At 73.0% G+C, this 22,031-nt stretch carries 19 protein-coding genes; 14 read left to right on the top strand and 5 right to left on the bottom strand.

What is annotated here, in order from left to right; all coding sequences use genetic code 11:
* Window positions 1–56: 56 nt before the first annotated feature.
* The 6 genes from ACGFIO_RS12520 (at window position 57) to ACGFIO_RS12495 (ending at window position 5,864) form a co-directional block, all read left to right on the top strand.
* Entirely contained in the window at window positions 57–1,199 is a 1,143-nt protein-coding gene (locus ACGFIO_RS12520; RefSeq protein WP_392825652.1) for a hypothetical protein, read from the top strand.
* On the top strand, window positions 1,186–3,399 hold the full coding sequence (locus ACGFIO_RS12515) for a nitrate- and nitrite sensing domain-containing protein (RefSeq protein ID WP_392825650.1): 2,214 nt from the start codon (window positions 1,186–1,188) through the stop codon (window positions 3,397–3,399). The genes ACGFIO_RS12520 and ACGFIO_RS12515 overlap by 14 nt, the downstream gene beginning before the upstream one ends.
* A gap of 15 nt (window positions 3,400–3,414) precedes the next feature.
* Entirely contained in the window at window positions 3,415–3,870 is a 456-nt protein-coding gene (locus ACGFIO_RS12510; RefSeq protein ID WP_392825648.1) for a roadblock/LC7 domain-containing protein, read from the top strand.
* Entirely contained in the window at window positions 3,867–4,334 is a 468-nt protein-coding gene (locus tag ACGFIO_RS12505; protein ID WP_392825646.1) for a DUF742 domain-containing protein, read from the top strand. Before ACGFIO_RS12510 ends, ACGFIO_RS12505 begins: the two co-directional genes overlap by 4 nt.
* The gene (locus ACGFIO_RS12500) at window positions 4,312–4,917 is read left to right on the top strand and encodes an ATP/GTP-binding protein (protein WP_392825643.1); all 606 of its coding nucleotides are present in this window, start codon (window positions 4,312–4,314) and stop codon (window positions 4,915–4,917) included. The genes ACGFIO_RS12505 and ACGFIO_RS12500 overlap by 23 nt, the downstream gene beginning before the upstream one ends.
* A 119-nt stretch (window positions 4,918–5,036) precedes the next feature.
* Entirely contained in the window at window positions 5,037–5,864 is an 828-nt protein-coding gene (locus ACGFIO_RS12495) for a polysaccharide deacetylase family protein (protein ID WP_392825642.1), read from the top strand.
* A 165-nt stretch (window positions 5,865–6,029) separates the two neighbouring features.
* Here ACGFIO_RS12495 and ACGFIO_RS12490 read toward each other — a convergent pair whose 3' ends face one another.
* Window positions 6,030–6,887 (bottom strand): hypothetical protein, encoded by an 858-nt coding sequence (locus ACGFIO_RS12490; protein WP_392825640.1) that lies wholly within the window; start codon window positions 6,885–6,887, stop codon window positions 6,030–6,032.
* Window positions 6,888–7,083: 196 nt separating this feature from the next.
* Here ACGFIO_RS12490 and ACGFIO_RS12485 point away from each other — a divergent pair, with 196 nt between their 5' ends.
* Complete coding sequence (locus tag ACGFIO_RS12485) at window positions 7,084–9,798, top strand: BTAD domain-containing putative transcriptional regulator (protein WP_392825638.1); 2,715 nt, start codon at window positions 7,084–7,086, stop codon at window positions 9,796–9,798.
* Here ACGFIO_RS12485 and ACGFIO_RS12480 read toward each other — a convergent pair.
* On the bottom strand, window positions 9,740–10,441 hold the full coding sequence (locus ACGFIO_RS12480; RefSeq protein WP_392825636.1) for a DUF998 domain-containing protein: 702 nt from the start codon (window positions 10,439–10,441) through the stop codon (window positions 9,740–9,742). The genes ACGFIO_RS12485 and ACGFIO_RS12480 overlap by 59 nt on opposite strands.
* A gap of 159 nt (window positions 10,442–10,600) precedes the next feature.
* On the opposite strand from ACGFIO_RS12480, the gene ACGFIO_RS12475 reads away from it, so the two are divergent.
* The 4 genes from ACGFIO_RS12475 (at window position 10,601) to ACGFIO_RS12460 (ending at window position 13,327) form a co-directional block, all read left to right on the top strand.
* Window positions 10,601–11,617 (top strand): ketopantoate reductase family protein, encoded by a 1,017-nt coding sequence (locus tag ACGFIO_RS12475; RefSeq protein WP_392825634.1) that lies wholly within the window; start codon window positions 10,601–10,603, stop codon window positions 11,615–11,617.
* 197 nt (window positions 11,618–11,814) lie between these two features.
* Window positions 11,815–12,270, top strand: coding sequence for a hypothetical protein (locus ACGFIO_RS12470; RefSeq protein WP_392825633.1), 456 nt, complete (start codon window positions 11,815–11,817; stop codon window positions 12,268–12,270).
* A gap of 59 nt (window positions 12,271–12,329) precedes the next feature.
* Complete coding sequence (locus ACGFIO_RS12465; protein WP_392826411.1) at window positions 12,330–12,677, top strand: ankyrin repeat domain-containing protein; 348 nt, start codon at window positions 12,330–12,332, stop codon at window positions 12,675–12,677.
* Window positions 12,678–12,889: 212 nt separating this feature from the next.
* Complete coding sequence (locus tag ACGFIO_RS12460) at window positions 12,890–13,327, top strand: MarR family winged helix-turn-helix transcriptional regulator (protein ID WP_392825631.1); 438 nt, start codon at window positions 12,890–12,892, stop codon at window positions 13,325–13,327.
* Between the two features lie 9 nt (window positions 13,328–13,336).
* Here ACGFIO_RS12460 and ACGFIO_RS12455 read toward each other — a convergent pair whose 3' ends face one another.
* Window positions 13,337–14,269, bottom strand: a complete 933-nt coding sequence (locus ACGFIO_RS12455) for a zinc-binding alcohol dehydrogenase family protein (RefSeq protein WP_392825629.1) — start codon at window positions 14,267–14,269, stop codon at window positions 13,337–13,339.
* Between the two features lie 134 nt (window positions 14,270–14,403).
* Here ACGFIO_RS12455 and ACGFIO_RS12450 point away from each other — a divergent pair, with 134 nt between their 5' ends.
* Window positions 14,404–16,317: a serine/threonine protein kinase gene (locus tag ACGFIO_RS12450; RefSeq protein ID WP_392825628.1), complete on the top strand. Its 1,914-nt coding sequence runs from the start codon at window positions 14,404–14,406 to the stop codon at window positions 16,315–16,317.
* Here the strand turns inward: ACGFIO_RS12450 and ACGFIO_RS12445 are convergent.
* Complete coding sequence (locus ACGFIO_RS12445; protein WP_392825626.1) at window positions 16,247–16,936, bottom strand: lysoplasmalogenase; 690 nt, start codon at window positions 16,934–16,936, stop codon at window positions 16,247–16,249. The genes ACGFIO_RS12450 and ACGFIO_RS12445 overlap by 71 nt on opposite strands.
* An 85-nt stretch (window positions 16,937–17,021) precedes the next feature.
* Window positions 17,022–18,707: a GDSL-type esterase/lipase family protein gene (locus ACGFIO_RS12440; RefSeq protein ID WP_392825623.1), complete on the bottom strand. Its 1,686-nt coding sequence runs from the start codon at window positions 18,705–18,707 to the stop codon at window positions 17,022–17,024.
* Window positions 18,708–18,858: 151 nt separating this feature from the next.
* Here ACGFIO_RS12440 and lon point away from each other — a divergent pair, with 151 nt between their 5' ends.
* A complete protein-coding gene (gene lon, locus ACGFIO_RS12435) occupies window positions 18,859–21,168 on the top strand; it encodes an endopeptidase La (RefSeq protein WP_392825621.1) in 2,310 nt (769 codons plus the stop codon).
* A gap of 101 nt (window positions 21,169–21,269) precedes the next feature.
* A complete protein-coding gene (locus ACGFIO_RS12430; protein WP_392825619.1) occupies window positions 21,270–21,851 on the top strand; it encodes a TetR/AcrR family transcriptional regulator in 582 nt (193 codons plus the stop codon).
* Window positions 21,852–22,031: the final 180 nt, after the last annotated feature.

The following is a 22,031-nucleotide window of genomic DNA, read 5'->3' as shown; positions in this document are numbered from 1 at the left end:
CGCAGGCCGGTGCGGCTTTTCAGGCTAACGCGGGTCCGCGTCGAGGGTGAGTGATCATGGTTACAAAGGCACCTTCCGGTGACCGGGTACGGAGACTGCTGGCACTTGTCCTGGTTGTGCCGGTCGTGGTGCTGTTCGCCATGGTCTGGCGGTCGGTCGGGGACCAGGCCGACTTCGCCCACCTGGAACGCGACGGGGTCCGGTACATCCAGGCGCTCGTCCCGCTCGAGATCGCCCTGACCAACGCGCAGTCGGCCGCGGTCGGCGGCAACCCGGTGACGGGCGAGCCGCTGGCCCGGGCGGTCGACTCGGTCACCACCGTCGACCGCGAGCTCGGATCGCGGCTGCGGACCCAGGATCGGTGGTCCGGGCTCCGGGCCAAGATCGAGGCGCTGCCCACCAGCGGTGCCGGCGCCGGCGTGATCGCCGCCTACGGTGGCGTCAACGACCTGCTGCTGGCCCTGATCGACAAGGTACGCAACAACTCCAAGCTGATCCGCGACCCGGACGCCGACAGCTACTACCTCGGTGACGGCGCGGCCCAGGAACTCCCCGAGGGCATCATCGCCGCCGCCGGCTACACCGACCTGCTGGTCAGCACGGCCGGGCAGTCGGCCGGCGACCGGGCCAAGGCGCTCGTCGACATCAACTCCGCTCGCTCCGACCTGGTCAGCAACGCGCACGACCTCTCCGACGACGTACGCCTGGCCGTCGAGGGCACCGGCAGCCGCAGCCTCGGGGGCGCCCTGCTGAGCAAGCTCGACCGCTTCAACCGCGCCATCGACAACCTGGTGCCCCTGATGTCGCCGGTGCTGTCCGGCCAGGGCACCGTCGACGTGGCCCAGGTGGTCCGGGCGCGCGGCGAGATGCAGTCCGCCGCGGCCGACCTCTCCGCGTCGCTACTGGCCCAGATCGACATCGCCCTGCGCGACCGGCTCTCGTCGCTCAGCCAGCGCCGCCTGATCGCCCTCGGCACCCTCGCCCTGTCGGTGCTGCTGGCCCTCGTACCGATCGGACTGGGCCTGGCCTCCCGGCCGCGCCGGCCGGCCGCACCGGCCGCGCGTCCCGCACCCACGCCGGCCCACCAGGCCGCCCCGCCACCCCGGGAACCGGTGCCGGCGCGGTGGCCACCGGCCCGGCCGGCCGAGGCGTCCAGCCCCGAGTACGCGGGATGGGAGCGTTACGGTGCTCCTCGGTAGGCTCCGCATCCGCGGCAAGCTCACGCTCCTGGTGATGATCCCGCTGCTGGCCATGGCCGGCCTGGTCCTGCCGGTGGTCCGGCAGCTGGTCGCCGACGCCGGGCGGGCGACCGACATCGACAACGCCGCCACGGTGGCCGGGCGGGTCGGCGCGCTGCTGCAGGACATCCAGCGCGAACGGCTGCTCTCCATCGGCTACCTGCTCGGCGTGGTCGGCGAGGACGACCTCACGCTGCAGACCGCGGCCGTCACCGACCGGGTCGTCGACGTACGCTCCGACCTCGGTGACAAGCTGCCGGCCGAGGTCCGCGCCCAGCTCGACGGCACCACGCAACTGGCCTCGCCGCGCAAGGAGGTGCTGGCCAAGAGCGCCACCCCGGAGCGGGTGCTGGACGCGTTCACCCCGGTGCTGGACGGCATGATCGATTCCCTGCGACTGGTGCAGCAGGCCGATGCCACGACCGACGCCGGGCGGCAGCTGATCGCGCTGGACGCGTTGCTGCGCCTGGACGAGTCCAACACCGAGAGCACCGCACTGCTCGCCGTCATGGCCGGTGGCAGCGCCGCGGACCTGGCCGTCCGATACCACGAGGAACGGGCCGAGTTCGGCACCTACCTGACCCGGTTCACCGGCTTCGCCACCCAACCCCAGCGCCGGCTGTACGACCTGGTCACGGCCGCCTTCCGGCAGCGCGTCGGCGACGATTTCGACGCCCGGTTCGAGGCCGACCCGGTGCGGACCATGCGGGCCCTGCCGGTGGCGTCGCTGTTCCCGGCCCTGCAGTCGTTCACCGTGGTCGGCGGCTTCGTCGAGAAACGCCTCGTCGACGACGTCACCGCGCTGGTCGCGGAGCAACGGCAACGGCAGCTGACCACCGCGTACGGGATCGGCGCCCTCGCCCTCGCGGTCCTGATCGTGGTGCTGATCCTGGTCGCCGCCGTGGCCCGCGCCGTGGCGGTGCCGCTGACCCGGCTCAGCCGCTCGGCCGCGCTGGTGGCCGACGCCGGCGAGTCGGAACTGCGCCGGGTCGCCGACGACGAGGCCGAGACGGTCGAACCGGTGCACCTCGAAGTGCTCGAGGTCAGCTCGCACGACGAGATCGGCGACCTGGCCCGGGTCTTCGAACGGGTCCAGAGCACGGCCTCGCAGCTGGTCGAACGTCAGGTGCTCAGCCGGCGCAACGTCGCCGAGATGTTCGGCCACATCGGACGGCGTACCCAGAATCTCGTCGGTGGCCAGGTCTCGCTGATCGACGAGTTGGAGAACGACGAGGCCAACCCGGACCGCCTGGCCAAGCTCTACCGGCTCGACCACATCTCCAACCGCCTGCGCCGCAGCGCCGACAGCCTGGTCGTGATCTCCGGCTCCGAGCGGGAGGCCACCCACTCCTCGCCGGCCCGCCTGGTCGACGTGGTCCGCCTCGCCCTGGCCGAGATCGAGGAGTACACCCGCGTCGACGTGGAGGTCCCGCTCGACCTGTCGGTGGCGCCCGCGCTGGTCGGCGACATGGTGCTGATCTGCGCGGAGCTGCTGGAGAACGCGACAACGTTCTCGCCGCCGCACACCCGGGTCAAGGTCGGCGCGGCGGCCGTCGCGGGCGGCTGCCGGCTGATCGTCATCGACCACGGCATCGGCATGCCGGACGAGCGGCTGGCCGAGGAGAACGCCCGGATCGCCCGCCGGGAACGGCTCGACCTGGTGCCCAGTCAGGTGCTCGGGCTGTTCGTGGTCGGGCGGCTGGCGCGGCGGCACGGGCTGGGGGTCGCACTGTCCCACACACCCGGCGGCGGAGTGACCGTCGAGGTCAACCTGGGGATGGAACGCCCCGCCAGGCCGACGGCCTTCATCGCGCCGGACCTTCCCGTGCTCATCCCGCAGCGCGAAGGGGCGCTGTGGCCGACCGAGCGGGAGGCGCTGACCAGGGTCAGTGACCTGATGCGGCGCGGCGAGATCCCGTGGAACGCCTTCGAGGTCATGCCCCACCTGCCCCCGGGACCGGCGGACACGCGGGCGCAGGACGCGTCGCTCAGCCGGCGGGTGCCCGGCGCGAGCCTGTCCCCGGGCGACCCCTCGGCCCACCGCCCGGCCGGTCCACCCGCGGCCGAGCAGGACCCGGACGCGGCCCGCAGCCTCGTCGAGCAGATCGAGTCCGGCGTGGCGCGTGCGCTCCACGACGCCTCACAGAGGAACCACCAGTGAACAGGGAGCAGCACGATGGACAGCATCCGAACCCACCTTCCCGTGGTGGAGATCAGCGCCGAGGCGAAGACGTTCAACTGGCTGCTCGGCTCGTTCACCACGCGGACGGCGGGCGTGGAAGAGGCGATCGCGGTGTCCTCGGACGGTTTGCTGATGGCGAAGTCGTCCAGGCGGGACCGGGATCGGGCGCACTCCGACCGGCTGGCCGCGGTGGTGTCCGGAATGACCAGCCTGGCCGGCGGCGCGGCCGAGTGGTATCGGCTGGGAACGCTCAACCGGGTCGTGGTCGACCTGGCCGACGGATTTCTCCTGGTCACCTCGATCAGTCGCGGCTCGGTACTCGGCGTCATCGCCAGCCGGTCGGCGAACCTCGGCACGGTGGCGTACGAAATGACGCTGTTCTGCAGCCGGGCCGGGGTGACCCTCACGCCCGGTTTGATCGCGGAGCTGAAGAGCGCCGCCCAGATGTGAACGGCCAGTTCCGCGATCCGGATCCGATCGGTCGGATCCCGCCATACCTGCGGACGCCCCCGCCCGCCGCCGCGCCGGCCCGGCCGCCGGGGCCGCCGCCCGGCCCCGGCGGCGACGAGATCCGGCAGCGGCCGTTCGTGCTGACCTCGGGCCGGGTCAACGCGCCCGACCGGGACATCGAGTTCGAGACCCAGGTGACGCTGCGGCCGCACGATCCGCGGGTCGGCCGGGTGCCGTTCGCGTCGCTCGGGCCGGAGATGCAGGCGATGGTCGAGCTGTGCCGGGAGCCGATCTCGGTGGCCGAGATCTCGGCCCGGCTGCGCCTGCACCTGGGCGTGACCAAGGTCCTGGTGGCCGACCTGCGCGCCGCCGGCTACCTGGACGTGCACGTCGTCGACACGCTGAACCCCCATTCGACCGAGACGATCCTGCGGGTGATGCGTGGACTACGGGCGATCTCCTGACGGTGCGGTTCGTACGCCGCCGGTTCCGGTCAAGATCATCGTGGCCGGTGGCTTCGGGGTCGGCAAGACGACCACGGTCGGGGCGATCTCCGAGATCGCCCCGCTGACCACCGAGGCCGAGATGACCGAGGTCGCGGCCGGCGTCGACGAGGGCCGGTCGGAGAGCCTCAAGACCACTACCACCGTGGCCATGGACTTCGGCTGCGTGACCATCGATCAGAGTCTCAAGCTCTACCTCTTCGGTACGCCCGGCCAGGGCCGGTTCGGCTTCATGTGGGACGACCTGTCCCGGGGCGCCCTGGGCGCGCTGGTGGTGGTCGACAGCACCCGGCTGGCCGACTGCTTCCAACCGGTGGACTACTTCGAACGGGCCGGCGTCCCGTTCGCCGTCGCCGTGAACACCTTCGACGGCCGGATGCCCTACGACCTGTCCGAGGTGCGCTGGGCCCTCGCCGTCGACGACCGGGTGCCGGTTGTCACATTCGACGCCCGGTTCCGCACATCGGTCCGCGACGCCCTGTTGGTCGTCCTCGAACAGGCCCTCGACCAGGTCATTCATCCCCGGCAGCCCGGTTATCGATAAGCATCCCTAGGCCGAACGGCCGAGGTCCAGGACATGGAATTCGGCCGCCCGGGGGAAGCGCGACCTTGACACCATCGGCCAAGCTGCGAGCCGCGAAAGATAGACATGGGGGAGTCTTCGTGGTTCGACGGATCAGCCGGCGCGCTGTGCTGCGCGCGGCTCTGCTGGGCGGGGCCGGGGCCGCGGCCGGAGTGGCGGCGGCCCCGGCGGTGCGGTCGTGGTGCGGGTGGGACCGGCCGCCGGTCAGCGGTGGGTACGCCGCGGCCGCCGACGATCTGGGTGTGGTCGCGCATCCGGACGTCAACATCCATTACCGCGGGCGTACGAGCGAGAAGCTCGTCGCCTTCACCTTCGACGACGGGCCGGCCCCGCACTGGACGCCGGCCGTGCTCGACGTGCTGGACGCGGCCGGCGCCTCGGCCACGTTCTTCATGGTCGGCCGGAACCTGGCCCGCCACCACCGCCTGGTCGACGGCCGGCTGGCCCGGCACGCGATCGGCAACCACTCCTGGTCCCATCCCGACCTTGCCACCCTCGACCAGCGCCAGGTGTACGACGAACTGCACCGCACCCACGAGGTGATCCGCGAACACACCGGCCGCACACCCGAGGTGTTCCGCCCGCCGTTCGGTCACCTCGGCGGTTCGGCAGTGCTGGCCGCCGACCGGATGGGCTACGACATCGTGCTGTGGTCCGACGAGATGCACGAGCGCAGTTTCGGCGGGGACCCGCAGGCCCAGGCCAAGTTCATCGTGGACTCGGTGCGGCCGGGTTCGATAGTGCTGGCCCACGACGCGGGCGACGACCGCCGCCTGATCACCGTGGACGGCCTGGCGGCGATGATCGACGGCCTCCGCCGGCGCGGTTTCCGCCTGGTCACCGTGCCCGAACTGCTCGCCGCCAACCAGCCGGCCGAGCCCTCCGGCCCGGCCCTGGCCCTGCACTGACGCTCAGCTGAGGAGACCGAGGGCGGTGAGATAGCGCGACGCCGCCGAGGGGTCATCCGCGCGATCGGCGACGACCTGTTCCTGCCCCTGGTCGATCGCGGCCCGGGGGAATGACCTGAGACCGGCCGGGATCCCGCTCCGGCCGGCCTCAGGGGTGTATCGAACTCAGCCGTAGCAGACCGCGTAGGACGTCAGGTCCCACGGTGGCAGGAACAGGCCGTCCGAGACCGCGCTCGACGTGGCCGTGTCCTGGGCCTGGTTCGCGAGCGCGCCCGAGATCAGGACGTTGCCGGTACCGGCGATCGCGATCGCTCCACCGACGCCGGTCACCAGCGAGTTGTTCGGGCAGACGGCGGCCTGCGCCTTGGGTGAGGTGTTGTTGTTCGGACCGGTCGAGACCCGCAGGCTGCCGACGACGCCCGGCGGTGGGGTGGCGCAGATCGCGTACGCCGTCACCGACCAGGGGCCGAGGTAGCCGCCGGACGCACCGGCCGAGACCGTGCCGCCGGACAGCGCCGGGTTCGGCTCGATCTGCCGGTAGAAGACCTGACCGTCCCCGCCCTGCAGGCTCGCGCCGAGGCCGAGCAGCCCGGTGCCGGCGGGGCAGGCCGCGAACTGCCCCTTGACCGCGACGGCGTTGCCGGGGCTGGTCATGGTCACCACCTGGTAGCCGGGCGGCGGCGCACCGGGCACACAGATGGCCTGCGCCACCACGTCGTACGCGCCGGGCACGGCACCCGGGTTGGCGTGCGCCCACACGGTCACCGACTGGCCGGGCAGATCGGGGATCGCGTCGGTCAGGGTCACGTCCCCGTTGCCGCCGATGACGCCCCCACCGGCGCCGCTGAGGAACTCGCCGGCCGGACAGGTCGCCGTCGCGCTCTGGGCGATCATCCCGGCCGGCGCCGTCACCCGATTGTTGACCACGGCCGCCTGCGCCGCCGGAGCCAACGTGACCAGAACGGCCGACGCGCCGAGGGCCACGGCCGCCAGGCGTGCCGCCGCCCTCGTACCGGTGCTCATGCTTCTCATGTCTCCCCCTGTACTTCAGCCGCCGGCGCTGGTCGCCGGCCGACTTCCCCCACCGTCGGCCGGGCCCGTTGGGCGACTGTTGGATTCCCGTTGAACCGCTGGTCCGCTGGCCGACAGCGGGTTGGCCGGGCACGGCACACACTGGGGTCCCGCGGGCTCGGATCGGGAGGGCGGCAGGGCATTGGGAGTGGAGTTCCGCCTGCTCGGCGAGATCGGGGTGTACGCGGACGGGCGCCCGGTCGACATCGGCCACACCAAGCAACGGCACGTCCTGGCGGCACTGGCCGTGGACGCCGGCCGCTGCGTACCGAGCGACGTCCTGATCGAGCGGGTCTGGGGACCGGCCGCGCCCCGGCGGGCCCGCGACACCGCCCGGGCGTACCTGTGCAAGCTCCGGCCGGCCGTCGAACCGTGCGACGCCACGATCGTCCGGCGGGCCGCGGGCTATCTGCTGGCCGTCGACCCGCTCACGGTCGACCTGTACCGGTTCCGCCGGCTGGTCGCCGACGCGCGGACCGGCGGCGAGGCGACCGCGCTGGGGGCGTACCCGGCGGCTCTGAATCTCTGGCGCGGCCGGCCGCTCGGCCTGCTCGACACGCCCTGGTCGACCCAGCTCCGGGCCGAACTGAGCCGCGAGCGGCAGAGCGCCGAACGCGACCACACCGATCTGCTGCTGGCCGCCGGGGAGCACGCCACGGTGGCCGGGACGCTGGCCGCGCAGGCCACGGCCGACCCGTACGACGAACGGCTGGCCGCCCAGCTCATGCTCGCGCTGTACCGGTGTGGCCGGCGGGCCGACGCCCTGGCCCACTACGAACGGGTGCGCCGGCTGCTCGCCGGTGAGCTCGGCATCGACCCGGGCCCGGCCCTGCGAGGGTTGCACCGGCAGCTGCTGCGGACCGATCCGGTGCTGGCCGCCCCGCCGGTCGCGCACGAGCGCCGGCGCACCACGCCCCGGCAGCTGCCGCCGCTGCCGGCCGCCTTCACCGGCCGCTCCGGCGCGCTGTCCGAGCTGGACACCGCGCTGCTGACCGACGGCGCCGGGCGGGCCGGCCGGGTGGCGGTCATCCACGGTCCGGGCGGCATCGGCAAGACCTGGCTGGCCCTGCGCTGGTCGCACGAGAACGCGCACCGGTTCCCGGACGGGCAGCTCTACCTGAACCTGCGCGGCTTCGACCCCGGGCGCGACCCGGTGACGCCCGAGGCGGCGGTCCGGTGCCTGCTGTCCGGGCTCGGCGTGAACGCCACCGCCGTCCCGGCCGACCCGGACAGCCAGGTCGCCCTCTACCGCAGCCTGTTGGCCGGCCGGCGGATCCTGCTGCTGCTCGACGACGCCCGCACCGCGGCCCAGGTGGAACCACTGCTGCCGGGTACGGCCAGCTGCGCCACCGTGATCACCGGACGCACCCGGCTGGCCGGGCTGGTCGCCGGGCACAGCGCGCGCCCGGTTCCGCTGGCCGTGGTCGACCAGGCCGAGTCGGCGCAGGTGCTCGCCCGCCACCTCGGCGCCGCTCGCCTGGCCGAGGACCCCGGCGCGGTGGCCGAGCTGATCCGGTACGCCGCCGGGCTGCCGCTGGCCCTCGGGATCGTGGCCGGCCGGGCCGTGCTCGCCCCGCACCTGCCGCTGGCCGCGATCGTCGAGGACCTGCGGGAGTCGTCGGCCCGGCTGGACGGGTTCGACGGGGCCGGCCTGCGGACGGTGCTGGCCGCCTCGGTCGAGGCGGTCCGGCCGGCCGCGGCGGAGCTCTTCGGCCGGCTCGGCTCCGCCCCCGGCCCGGACATCGCGCTGCCCGCGGTGCGGCACCTGGCCGGGCTGGCCCGGGCCGAGCTGACGGCCGCGCTGCGCGAGCTGATCGACGGCCATCTCGTGCAGGAACACCGGATGGGCCGTTACCGCCTGCACGACCTGGTCCGCCTGTACGCCGCCGAGGTCGGCGGCGACCCCGCGCCGGTCCGCGAGCGGATGTTCGACTATTACGCGGCCACCACCACGCTCGCCGACCGTGCCCTCTACCCGGGCCGGACGGCGGGGCCCGGCACCGTGACCACGACGATCGAGCGGACCGACGCGGCCCTGTGGTTCGAGCACGAGTCGCACAACCTGCTCTCGTGTGTCGCGCAGGCCGCCGAGTGCGGGGCCGACCGGCATGTCCTGACGCTGGTCCAGGCCATGACCACCCACCTGGAGCGACGGAGCCGGTGGCACGACCGCGAGGGCCTGTACCGCGCCGCGGTCCGCTCGGCGATCCGGCTGGGCGATCCGGGCGCCGAGGCCCACGCGCGCCGGGGCCTGGCCGCGGCCCAGATCTGGCTGGGCGCCTTCGATCTCGCGGCCGAACAGCTGCGCATCGCCCGGGACCGGTTCGGCGCCATCGGCGACCGGCTCGGCCTGGCCGCCGCGCACCGGATGACCGCACGGATGCTGGCCCGGCAGGGCCGCCACGCGCCCGCGCTCGGCTACGACCGGCGGGCGCTCGCGCTCTACCGCGACCAGGACGACCGGCTCGGCCAGGCCACCGTGCTCAACGCGATCGGGTGGCACGAAGCCCACCTGGGCCGCCCGGAGGCCGCCATCGGCCACTGCCGGCGGGCGCTGGACATCCTCGACGAGCACGACGACAGCTACAGCCGCGGCATGACCCTGGACACGCTGGCCGTGGCCCACGGGCTGGCCGGCGACCGGCCGACCGCCACGACGCACTTCGAGCTGGCCCTGAGCGCCTTCCAGTCCTGTGGCGACCGCTTCCAGGAGGCCGAGACGCTGCGCCGCTTCGGCCGGATGCTGCTGACCGCCGGTGCCGCCGCCGAGGCGCGCTCGGCGTGGCACCGGGCGGTCGCGATCCTCACCGACCTGGGTCACCCGGACGCGGACGCGGTGACACGTCAGCTGGCACAGCTCTGATCGCCGTGCCGAGGACGATGAAGCTGATCAGGAACGGGTAGATCACCCCGCGCTCGAAGAAGCCGATCAGCACCCCCGCGCCCGAGCCGAGCGTGACCATGAAGGCGACCAGCGCGACGAAGCCGAGGACGCCGGCCGCGACCAGGAACCGGCCCAGCCGCGGCGGGACGCCGAGGAACCGGTGGGCCCGGCCGGCCAGGATCGCGAGCACGTTGCCGGCCCCGAACGTGGCGAAGGCGCCCAGCCCGTGGAACGCGGCCGCGCTGCCTTCGAACGCCTCCCCGGAACCCGGGAACAGCGCCACCACGGTGCTGCCCACGGCCAGCACCGCGGCCGTCGCGACCAGGGCCGCCCGGCGCCCGCGGGGCAGGCCGTTCAGCAGCAGAACGCCGGTCAGCACGGAGATGCCGTACAGGATCAGGCCGGTGTTCATCACCCAGGCCAGCGGCGAGTACATGAACTGCCCGAACGCGGTGGACGGGCCGTGCACACCCAGGTCGCTGATGAAGTGGTACGTGTAGCTGTAGGGCGGGTCGGTCCACGCCGCCGCGGTGATGAACTCGGCCACGAAGAAGATGGCGCCGCTCGCGATGAGCGCCAGGCCCGCGCGGCGGTCGCGCCGGACCACAGTTGTCGTCGTCATGGGTGCACGCTGGGCGAGGCCGCTGACACGACGCTGACACCAGACACGCACGGGCCTGACACGGGTGCCGGTGGGCACGGACCCGGCCGTGCGGCCGTCCGGCATCAGCCCGGAACCCCTGGCCGTTCCCTCGCTCGCCTGGTGGTGGACGATCGAGGGATGACTCGCTATGTGGTGGTCGGTGCGGGCGCGGTCGGCGCCTCGATCGCGGCCGAGCTGCACCGGGCCGGCATCGACACGATTCTGGTGGCGCGGGGCGCCCACCTCGCCGCGCTCCGCGAGCACGGCCTGACCTACCGGCGACCCGGCGGTGAGCACCGGCTGCGGATCCCGGTCGCCGGCGGTCCCGGCGAGGTCGAGCTGTCCGCCGACGACGTGCTGCTGCTGGTGACCAAGTCGCAGGACACCGCGGGTGCGGTGCGCGACTGGGCCTGGCGGCCGGTCAAGCGCCCTGACGGCGGGACCGGGCTCGCCGCCACCGACCTGCCCGTGGTCGTCGTCCAGAACGGCCTCGACAACGAGCGGACCGCGCTGCGGTCGTTCGCGCTGGTGATCGGGGCCGTGGTCCGGCTCCCGGGCACCTTCGTCGTGCCCGGTGAGGTGACCAACCACGGCGATCCGGTCCCGGCCGAGCTGTGGCTGGGCCGGCACCCGTCGGGCACCGGCGCCGCGGCCGAGCGGGTCGCCGCTGACCTGCGCCGGGCCAGCATCACCGTGCACGTGGTGCCCGACGTCACCGCGTACAAGGCTGGCAAGCTGCTCGGGAACCTGGCCAACGGCCTCGACGCCCTGTACGCGCCGACCGCGTTGCGCACGGCCGCCGCCGGCCTGCTGCGCGACGAGGCGCACCGGGTGTTCGCCGCCGCCGGCATGGTCCCGGCCGAGCTCGACCAGTCCGGCCTGCGGCATGCCGAGATCCCCGGCTCGCCCCGCGGCGGCAGCTCGACGTGGCAGAGCCTGGCCCGGGCCGGCGACCCCGAGACCGACTACCTGAACGGTGAGATCGTGCTGCTGGCCCGTCTGCACGGGGTCCCGGCGCCGGCCAACACCGCCCTCCAGGCCCGGGTGCACCGGGCCTTCGCCGAGGGCGTTCAGCCCGGCTCCCTCGACGACTCCGACCTGGCCGCCACGCTGCCCCGGCTGGGCGAGACCGGCGTCACGGCCCACGAATCTTGACTCGGCGATTCCGACCTGGCCGTCACGTTGGCCCGGCTGGGCGAGAGCGGCGTGACGGCCCGCGAATCTTGACTCGGCGATTCCGACCTGGCCGTCACGTTGCCCCGGCTGGGCGAGACCGGCGTCACGGCCCACGAATCTTGACCGGATGACGCAGAATGGGGTCGGATCGGACAGGAACGCTCAGGAGGGCACCGATGCTCGCGAGACGGATCGCCGCCGTGGTTGCCGCCCTGCTGGCCGGCGCCGGGGCGAGCGCCTGCGGCAACACCGCCACCACCGAGTCGCGCCCCGAGGAACCGGCCGCCGTCGCCCGGGCGGCCGAGACCAGGCCGGCCACCACCGAGCTGCGGGCCGTGACCAGGGCCGGCGCCGCCCTGCGGAACGTGCCCGCCGCATTCCGTCTCCCGTCCGGCAGCCGCGTGGCCGACGTCTCCGACCGCCGGTCCGGCGCGTCGTTCACGCTGACCGCGCCCGACCCCGAGGCGGTGCTGTCGTTCTATCGCCGCGAGCTGCCGCGCGCCGCGTTCACGATCCTGTCCGACCGGGCCGAGGACGGCGCGACCAGCCTGGCCTTCCGCGACGCCGACGGCTGGGCAGGCGCGATCTTCGCCACCGCGCACCGGGTCACGGTCGCCGTCAAGCGCGCCTGACCCGGTAGGCTTCCGGCGTGGCTGAGCTCGACGACGAGGCGATCGCCTTCGCGCACCGCATGTTCGACCTGGCCCGCGCGGGCGACACCGACGAGCTGGCGGCCAGTGTGACGGCGGGCCTGCCGCCCAACCTGACCAACGACAAGGGCGACACGCTGCTGATCCTCGCCGCCTACCACAACCACCCGGCGACTGTGGCCGCGCTGCTCGAGCGCGGCGCCGACCCCGACCGGGTCAACGACCGGGGCCAGACGGCACTCGCGGCGGCGGTCTTCCGCCGCAACGCCGAAACGGTTGGGGCTCTGCTCGCCGCCGGTGCCGATCCCGACGCCGGCACACCCTCGGCGGCGGCCACGGCGGAGTTTTTCAACCTTCCCGAGATGGCCACCCTGCTGCGCCGCTCCTGACCGGCCCGGTCGAGCCGGGCGTTCGGCCTCGAATGCAGCTTTCTTCGGCAAGACGATCGCAGCCGCCGCCGGCCGGTGACTCGGCTCTGCGGTGCGCGAGGTAGGCGGGCCAGCCGGCTCGTGTCGCGAAGACATCGGCATCGTGCCGGCCGGTCGTCGTTCGCGGGGGCCGATAGTTCGTACTACGCACCAGCTTGGGTAGGGTCGACACTGTGGAGAGATCACAGCCGGCCGGCGTCGACGTCGGGCTGATCGACGCGCTGGCACAGACCGCGTACGCCGTCATGGCCGTGCTGAACCGGGTCGGCGCCGAGCACGACCTCTCCCTGACCCAGTTGCGGGTGCTGGGCATCCTGCGCGACCGCCGGCTCCGGATGGCGATGCTCGCGGACCATCTCGGGTTGGAGAGGTCGACGATGACCGGGCTGGTCGACCGGGCCGAGAAGCGTGGGCTGCTGGCCCGGGCGCCGAGCCCGGCCGACGGCCGGGCGGTGGAGGTGTTCCTCACGCCGGGCGGCGCGGAGCTGGTCGAGCCGATCTACCGGCGGGTCGCCGAGTTGCTCACGCCGCTGGTCGAGACGCTGCCGGCGGGGGAGCGGCGGCAGCTCCGCGCGCTGCTGGAGGGCATGCTGGGTGCGGGCCCGGCCTGAGCGGGGCGATCAGGGCACGAAGACGATGCGGTCGGGCGCGCCGGCCGTGGCGGTCCAGGTCCGTTCGACCTGGGCCAGGGGCACGGCTCGGGCGCGTACGTCGAAAGCGCCGTCGGCCACCGCGGCCGCCATCCTCGGCAGCTCCTTGACGAAGTCTCGCCCCGGCACCGCGCCGATGCCGCTGCCGACGATCTGCAGCCGGGCCGAGCGCAACGCCGCTGACGGGATCGCCGCGGTCGGGCCGGACACCGAGCCGACCTGGATCCAGGTCAGCGGGGCGGCGCGGTCGGCTCGGGCGGTGAGCACGTCGACCATGGCGCGGGCGGCGGGCTCGCCCCACACGTAGTCGATGACCACGTCGACGTCGCCCGACCGGGCCAGCTCGTCGAAGGTGCAGGTGAGGTCGGCGCCGAGGGCGGGCAGCGGGGCCAGGCGGTCGCGGTCGCGGCCGGCGGCGATCACCTGGCCGGCGCCGAAGCGCTTGGCGACCTGGACGGCCATTCGCCCGGCGTTGCCGGTGGCGCCGAGGATCAGCACGCGTTGCCGGCGGTGGAAGTCGATGCGCCGGCGCAGCGCCACCCAGGACGACATCACCGGGTTCATCGCGGCGGCGACCTGGACCGGGTCGACCCGGCCGGTGAGCACCACACTGCGGTCGGTCTCGATCACCGTGCGGTCGGCCAGCGACCCGAGCGTCGTGTCGTCCAGCACGGTGTACCGGATGCGGCCCTGGGGGTCGCGTACCACGGCGTCGATGCCGGGCACGAGCGGCAGCTGGTCGGTGCTCGTGTAGTGCGAGCCGTCGGCCTGGGAGCGGACCCGTGGGTGCAGCGCGGCGGCGAGGACGTCGACGACCATCTCGTCGCGGCCGTGGGCGACCGGGTCGGGGTGGTCGAGGTAGCGGGGCGGCTGGTCGAAGGACGTGACGACGGCGGCGTGCATGGCCCCTCCGCAACTGGTTGGTAATACGAACCATATCAGGATGGTTGGCAATGCGAACCAAGTCAAGCGACTTGAACATGTTCTATGTCCTGGTACGGTGCTGGGGCCCCAAACGCCAGCGACAGGGACAACGCGTGCCGTTCTCGCTACGCCCAGGTGACCCACGCCGGATCGGCCGCTACGAGCTGGTCGCGCGGCTCGGCCAAGGTGGCATGGGCGTGGTCTACCTCGGGCGCGACGGGGCCGGCGAGCCGGTCGCGGTCAAGGTGCTGCGGCAGGAGCTGACCTACGACGACGAGTTCCTCGGCCGGTTCCGCAGCGAGATCACCCGGATCCGGCAGGTGCCGCCGTTCTGCACGGCCGCCGTGCTCGACGCCGACCCCGGCCACGATCCGCCCTACCTGGTCGTCGAGTACGTCGACGGGCCCAGCCTGACCCGGCGGGTGGCCGATCAGGGGCCGCTGGGCACGGCCGAGGTGCACAGCGTCGCCCTCGGCATCGCCACCGCCCTGGCCGCCATCCACGGCGCCGGCGTGGTCCACCGCGACCTGAAACCGGACAACGTGCTGTTCGCCCTGGGCGGGGTAAAGGTGATCGACTTCGGTATCGCCCGCGGACCGGAGGTGACCAGCGCGCACACCCGCACCGGGCAGATGATCGGGACCGTCGCGTACATGGCGCCGGAACGCTTCGACACGGGCGGTGTCGCCGCCGCCGACCCGGCCGGCGACGTCTTCGCCTGGGCCGCCGTGGTGGCCTACGCCGCCACCGGCCGGACGCCCTTCGGCACCGACTCGGTGCACGCCACCGCCGCGCGCATCCTGACCCAGCCACCAGACCTCACCGGGGTCCCGGAATCGCTGCGCGGGCTGCTCGAACGCGCGCTGGACAAAGATCCCCGGCGCCGCCCGACCGCCCGCGAACTGCTCGATCTGCTGCTGCCGCACAGCCGGCCGGCCGCGATGGCCTCGGCCGTCGCCGGGATCGGGCCACCCACGCACCGCATCGAACTGCAACACTTCGTCACCGAACAGGTCCGGCCACTGCGGACCGACACCCGCCGGACCCGCCGCCCGCACCGCCTCGGCTGGGCCGTCGCCGGCACCGCGGCGCTGGTCCTGATGGCCAGTGCCACCGCCGGTGTCCTGCACTGGAACGCGGCCCGGCGAACAGCCGGGGAAGGGAGCGCGCCGACGCCGTCCCGGTCGACCGGCGTCCCGGTGACCGCCACCGGCGCGCCGTTAACGTTCACGGTGCGGGGCTGGTCCGACGGCCGGCTGCGGGTCACCGACCCGACCTCGGTGTCGACCGCGTACCAGACCGCCCTGATCTATCGGGGTGAGACACCGGCCGGGACGCTGACCGTCTACCGGCCCGGCTCGTTCAGCACCAAGATCCTCGACGCCACCGAGCCGATCGACCTGGGCGGGCGCTCGGCCCGCTGGGACGAGAGCTACCCGACCTCGCCCAACGAGACCGAACGGATGCTCGCCTGGCAGTACGCCGACGGCGCCTGGGCCACGATGCTGATCAGCGACGGCACGCTGGCCCTGGACGAACTGCGCGCGCTGGCGACCGGCCTGCGCACCGGCAAACCGGTCACCGCCCGGCTGCCGTTCACCCTCTCGTACGTGCCCACGGGATGGCACGCGGTCGAGGTCGGCACGCGGGTGGAAACCGGGTCGGCCAGCCCCGAGGCGTACAAGGATGCGCAGCCCGCCGCCGCCGTGTTCGCCCGGCCCGCACCCAAAATCACCGGTGTGCAACGGCCGTGGGACGTGAACGGCATCAACTCGTCCAACCCGATCGCCGACAACTTCCTGGTCCTGGTCACCTCGGGCGCGCGGCACCGGGTGGGCGCGTCGGGCTGCCTGGACGGCTTCTGCTACCTGTGGACCGGCGACGGCCGGACCCGCATCGAGGTGGTCAGCTACGACCGGCTGCCCGACCGTGAGGCGCTGAAGCTGCTGCAGGGGCTCAAGCTGGGGCCGATGGACGATCAGGGTGCGTGGTTCGACGCGAACGCGGCGGTGCGTGCGGGCCGTTGACGACGGGTACGCGGGCCGCCGCCGCCCACCCGGTGACGATTAGCGCCAGCGCGGCGATGTACGTGGACATCACCAGCAGATCGTGCGCCGGCACCCGCAGACCGGCCCGGCCCAGCGCGATCAGCGTGTCGGAGACGAGGAAGAGCAGCCCGCCCGCCGTGATCCGCCGGCCCTGGGCGGTCGCCGCGGCGGCCATCGCGAACAGGGACAGACTGTAGACGAGCAGCGGGACGCGGAGATCACCGAACCGGCCCCACAGCAGCGCGTTGGCGGCCACCCAGAGCAGGCCGGCGGCCACGAGCACCGGCCACCGCGGCCGGTGCCGGCGCAGGAAGGCCACCAGCAGGCAGATCTGCGTACCCAGGAAGAAGAGAATCCCGATCAGGAACGCCGTCCGGCCGGCGAACAGCAACGCCACATCGCCGGCGCAGGCGAACACCAGCGCGCCGGCGACCGGGTCGCGCCGGCCGGCCCGCACCAGGTACGCGGCCAGCAGCGGCGCGAGCAGCGGCTTGGTGATCCAGCGCAGCGGGCCGAGGTCGGCCGCGTCGGCGACCAGCTCGGCCGCCGCGACCACACCGAACACGATCAGCAACGGGTCGATCCGCGACTTGCCCATGCCTCGATGCTATGGGTTGCCCGGGCGGCCGCCGGTCACTGTGGACGAATGGCCCGTACCCGCGGGTGCCTTGTGCGCGAGCCGATCAGGCGCCGAACACCTCGACCTCGTAGATCCGGGTTCCCACCACACCGTCCTGCTGGCCGGCGTCGACGACCACCCGCACGTAGCGGGCGGAGACCGGACCGGCGGTGGTCGCCGTGACGCCGTCGGCGTTGCCGGTCACCGTCGCGAAGGTGGCCCAGGTGGTGCCGTCCACGCTGGAGTCGACGTGGTACGCGCGGGTGTTCCAGGCCAGCCGCTCGCCGCCGGACGACGCGTGCCGGACGATCACGGTACGCACGGCCGCCGGGGCGCCCAGGTCGACCTGCCAGGAGGCGTCGCTCACACCCGTACACCACTTGCTGTTGTTGCCCGTGGTCCCGTCGATCGCCTTCGCCGCGTCCTCGGCCGCGACACACGCCGCGCTCGCGGACGCCGGATGCTCGAGCGCGAGGTTCACGGCGGCGGCCGGGGCGGCGGCCTCCCGGGTGCTGTCGCTGACGGCCAGGTCGTCGACGTAGCCGCGGAACACGCCGGTGCCGGCCGGCTGGTCGTAACCCAGGTGCACGCGGTCGACGGTGCGGCCGGCCAGCGCGGACAGGTTGACCCGGACCAGGTTCCACTGGTTGAGCACGAGGTGGCCGCCCTGGCCCTGGAACTGCGGGTGCGCGCGGACCCCGTACTGGTCGGTCGCGCCCGAGTCGCGCAGGCTGCTGCCGTCGGTGAACCGCAGGTCGATCGCTACGTACGTGCCATTGGCCTGCTGCGGATAGATCCAGTAGGTCAGCACCGAGTTCGCGGCCAGCCGCAGATGCGTGTCGAAGACCTTCATGTACGAGTAGGAGCCGGTCGCGCTCAGGTCGTTGCCCGAGTACATCAGCGCGTTCGCCCCGCCCCGGGCGGTCTCGGCCCTCGGCCCGGTCTCCATCTTGGTCAGGTTCGCGTTGTAGCCGCCCACGTTGGAGCTCGCGTCCACGGTGTCGGTCCAGGTCGGTGCGGTCTCGCCCGGTTCCAGCCCGGTCCGCGCGAGCGGCCAGTCCCGCCCGCCGCCGAGCACACCCTCCAGCGCCGCGTACCAGAGGTCGGCCATCTTGGTGTAGCCGCCGTCGTTGGGGTGCAGCGTGTCGTTCAGGTCGGCGTTGGTGATCGTGCTGTTCAGATCGACCAGCCGGGTGTACGCCCGCCCCGACAGCACGGACGGCACGGCCGCGTTGAACGTGTTGATCCGCGCGTTGATGGTGGCGTCGAGCGCCGGCACGATCTGCGCGACCAGCACGACCGCGGACGGCGCACCGGCGTGGATGTGGTCGAGCAGCGTACCGAGCCGCCCCGGCGCCCCCGCCACGTCGAAGTTCTGGTTCATGTCGTTGGTGCCGATGTGCAGCAGCACCACGTCCGGCCGGCTGGTGGCGAGCCAGCCGTCGATCGACGCGGTGATCTGCTCGATGCGCCAGCCCGAGTGGCCCTCGTTGTCGGTGTCCGGCAGCGACCCGGACTGCCCGCTGCCGACCAGGTCGACCGCCAGCCCCGCCCCGCCGACCAGGCGCTTCCACAGGTCGGCGCGGTAGCTGGAGGTGGTCGTCGACCCGGCGCCCCAGGTGATCGAGTCGCCCAGCGGCATGATCCGGACCGGCCGCCCGGTGATCACGTCGGCGCGCGCCGCCCCGGGCGCGACCAGAGCGAACACCGCGACCAGCACCGCGGCGAGAATGCGGGACATCGTACGCATCGAGCCCTCCCGTTAGCATCGAAGTACGTCAATGCTCAACCGCTCGGCCCGCTAATGCAACGACCAATTGTCTGTTCGCCCGGAGTGAACAGCGGAAGATCGCGACGGCTCGGAAAGTTGCGTCGGTCGTACTCAACTTTTGGAGGCACCCGTGACCAGCAAACGACTTCCTCTGCTGTTGCTCGACGACATCGTGCTGCTCCCGGGAATGGTCGTCCCGGTCGAGCTGGACGAGGCGGCGCAGGCCGCGGTCGACGCGGCCCGTACCTCCGCCGGCGCGGAGCTGCTGATCGCTCCGCGGCTCGAGGACCACTATCCGGCCTACGGCGTCGTGGCCGGTGTCGAGCGGGTCGGCAAGTTCCGTGGCGGCGCCAGCGCCGCCGTTCTGCGTACCGGGCGGCGGGCCCGCATCGGCAGCGGGGTGACCGGGCCGGGGGCCGCGCTCTGGGTCGAGGCCGAGACCGTGGTGGCCGGGCCGGTCGGTGAACAGGCCCGTGAGCTCGCCGCCGAATACAAGAAGCTGGTCGTCTCCGTGCTCCAGCGCCGCGAGGCGTGGCAGGTGATGGACTCGGTCAGCGCCATCGACGACCCGGGTGACCTGGCCGACACCGCGGGCTGGGCGCCGTACCTGTCCAACGACCGCAAGCGGGAACTGCTGGAGACGCCGGACGTCGAGCAGCGGCTGCGGCAGCTGATCGAGTGGACCCGGGAGTTCCTGGCCGAGTCCGAGGTCAGCGACAAGATCGAGAACGACGTACGCGAGTCGGTCGAGAAGCGGAACCGCGAGTACCTGCTGCGCGAGCAGCTCAAGGCGATCCGCAAGGAGCTCGGCGAGGGTGAGACGGTCGGCACCGACGACTACCGCACCCGGGTCGAGGCGGCCGAGCTGCCCGACGCGGTCCAGGAGACCGCGCTGCGCGAGGTCGACAAGCTGGAGCGGGCCGGCGACCAGAACCCGGAGGCGGGCTGGATCCGGACCTGGCTCGACACCGTGCTCGACCTGCCGTGGAACGTGCGTACCACGGACAGCACCGACCTGGACGCCGCGCGGGCCGTGCTCGATGCCGACCACCACGGCCTGGACGAGGTCAAGGACCGCATCGTCGAGTACCTGGGTGTGCGGGCCCGCCGCGAGTCCCGTGGCCTGAGCGTCGTCGGCGGGCGCGGGTCGGGCGCGGTGATCCTGCTGGCCGGCCCGCCCGGGGTCGGCAAGACCTCGCTGGGTGAGTCGGTCGCGCGCACGCTGGGCCGCAAGTTCGTCCGGGTCGCGCTGGGCGGGGTGCGCGACGAGGCCGAGATCAGGGGCCATCGGCGTACGTACGTCGGCGCGCTGCCGGGCCGCATCGTGCGGGCCATCCGGGAGAGCGGCTCGATGAACCCGGTCGTGCTGCTCGACGAGGTCGACAAGGTCGGTAGCGACTACCGGGGCGACCCGGCCGCGGCGCTGCTGGAGGTCCTCGACCCGGCGCAGAACCACACCTTCCGTGACCACTACCTCGACCTGGACCTCGACCTGTCCGACGTGTTGTTCATCGCCACCGCGAACGTGCTGGAGACGATCCCGCAGGCGCTGTTCGACCGGATGGAGCTCATCTCGATCGACGGCTACACCGAGGACGACAAGGTCGCCATCGCCCGCGACTTCCTGGTGCCGCGGCAGCTGGAGCGGGCCGCGCTGACGCCGGGTGAGGTGACGGTCACCGACGACGCGATCCGCGAGATGGCGGCCAACTACACCCGGGAGGCCGGCGTACGGTCGCTGGAGCGGCTCCTCGCGAAGGCGTTCCGCAAGGTCGCGCTGCGGCCGCTGCCCGCCGTGGTCGACCCCGGCGGTCTCAAGGATCTGATCGGTCGCCCACGGTTCACCCCGGAGTCGTCCGAGCGGACGGCGGTCGCGGGCGTGGCCACCGGCCTGGCCGTCACCGGGATGGGCGGGGACGTTCTCTACATCGAGGCGTCGCTGCTGCCCGGCGACAAGGGTGGCCTGTCGGTCACCGGTCAGCTCGGCGACGTGATGAAGGAGTCGGCGCAGATCGCCCTGTCGTACGTCCGGGCCCACGCCGGCGAGCTCGGCATCTCGCCGGAGCAGCTGGACCACCCGATCCACCTGCACGTGCCGGCCGGCGCGGTGCCCAAGGACGGGCCGTCGGCCGGGGTCACGATGACCACCGCTCTGGTGTCGTTGCTGCTCGGCCGGACCGTACGCGCCGAGGTCGGCATGACCGGCGAGGTGTCACTGACCGGCCGGGTCCTGCCGATCGGGGGCGTGAAGCAGAAGCTGCTCGCCGCCCAGCGGGCCGGTCTGACCGAGGTCTACCTGCCCAAGCGCAACGAACCCGACCTGGACGACGTCCCGGCCGACGTGCTCGCGGCGCTGACCGTGCACATCGTCTCGGACGTCCGTGAGATCCTCGCGACCGCCCTGGACGCGGTGTCGGCCGACGCGGTGCCGGTGGCCTGACCAACCGGCAGGCTCGCCGCCACGGTCGGGGGACCCACCGTGGCGGCGAGCCGCTCGCGTTTGTAGCGTCGCTAGTCGAGCTAGCGATGATAAAGTCGGGCGTGGCCATCGAAGACCGTCGGCAACGCGAGCGCCTCGCTCGCCGCCGGCTCATCACCGCGACCGCCCGTTCCCTGGCCGAGAGCGAAGGCTGGGACGCGGTCACCACGCGCCGGCTGTCCACCGCGATCGAATACAGCCAGCCGGTGCTGTACAAGCACTTCGGCTCGATGGAGGACATCGTCGAGGCGGTCGCCCTGGAGGGCTTCGCCGAGCTGGCCACAGCGATGCGGGCGGCCCGCCACGGCGACGACCCGCTGGCCGGGGTCGCCGCCGCCTACAGTGGTTTCGCCGCCGGCAACCCGGCGCTCTTCGACGCGATGTTCGTGCGGTCCACGCGGCTGCGCTTCGGCGGCACCGAGGACACCCCGGCGCCGCTGATCGAGGCGTTCACCGAGTTGCGCGAGGCGGTCGCCGCCATCGCCGCCGGTCGCGATGTCGCCACCCTGACCGAGGTGGTGTGGGCGGCGCTGCACGGTCTGGTCATGCTCGGCCGCGCTGGCCGGTTGCGCCCCGACCATGACACCGAGCGGCTCGAGCTTCTGGTCGCCCAGTTCCGGCCGGCCGGCACCGGGCGACCCTGACTCTCAACAGGTGACGTCATGGGCCGGGGCGGGTGCCCTCGGTCAATGCTCCCCTGCGGTCCGCCAATACCGAGAGTAATAAGTGACTGACGGTGTCGCTCTCGGTAGTCGAGCTGTCGCCGTCCGGTGGATGCCTTCCAGCTCGTTCCTGTTGACCGAACGTACGATGCCTTGGTGACT

This window comes from Actinoplanes sp. NPDC049265, from assembly GCF_043197135.1.
Lineage (GTDB): Bacteria > Actinomycetota > Actinomycetes > Mycobacteriales > Micromonosporaceae > Actinoplanes.
Note: the sequence above shows the minus strand (reverse complement) of the source record. Positions and strands in the feature narration are given on the sequence as shown.

Bases quoted from the DNA above. Each gene is read 5' to 3' on its own strand.
- ACGFIO_RS12475 (WP_392825634.1), top strand. From the start codon at position 10,601: ATGACTCGCTATGTGGTGGTCGGTGCGGGCGCGGTCGGCGCCTCGATC.
- ACGFIO_RS12440 (WP_392825623.1), bottom strand. From the start codon at position 18,707: ATGCGTACGATGTCCCGCATTCTCGCCGCGGTGCTGGTCGCGGTGTTC.
- ACGFIO_RS12480 (WP_392825636.1), bottom strand. From the start codon at position 10,441: ATGACGACGACAACTGTGGTCCGGCGCGACCGCCGCGCGGGCCTGGCG.
- ACGFIO_RS12465 (WP_392826411.1), top strand. From the start codon at position 12,330: ATGTTCGACCTGGCCCGCGCGGGCGACACCGACGAGCTGGCGGCCAGT.
- ACGFIO_RS12455 (WP_392825629.1), bottom strand. From the start codon at position 14,269: ATGCACGCCGCCGTCGTCACGTCCTTCGACCAGCCGCCCCGCTACCTC.
- ACGFIO_RS12510 (WP_392825648.1), top strand. From the start codon at position 3,415: ATGGACAGCATCCGAACCCACCTTCCCGTGGTGGAGATCAGCGCCGAG.
- ACGFIO_RS12470 (WP_392825633.1), top strand. From the start codon at position 11,815: ATGCTCGCGAGACGGATCGCCGCCGTGGTTGCCGCCCTGCTGGCCGGC.
- ACGFIO_RS12445 (WP_392825626.1), bottom strand. From the start codon at position 16,936: ATGGGCAAGTCGCGGATCGACCCGTTGCTGATCGTGTTCGGTGTGGTC.
- ACGFIO_RS12490 (WP_392825640.1), bottom strand. From the start codon at position 6,887: ATGAGCACCGGTACGAGGGCGGCGGCACGCCTGGCGGCCGTGGCCCTC.
- ACGFIO_RS12520 (WP_392825652.1), top strand. From the start codon at position 57: ATGGTTACAAAGGCACCTTCCGGTGACCGGGTACGGAGACTGCTGGCA.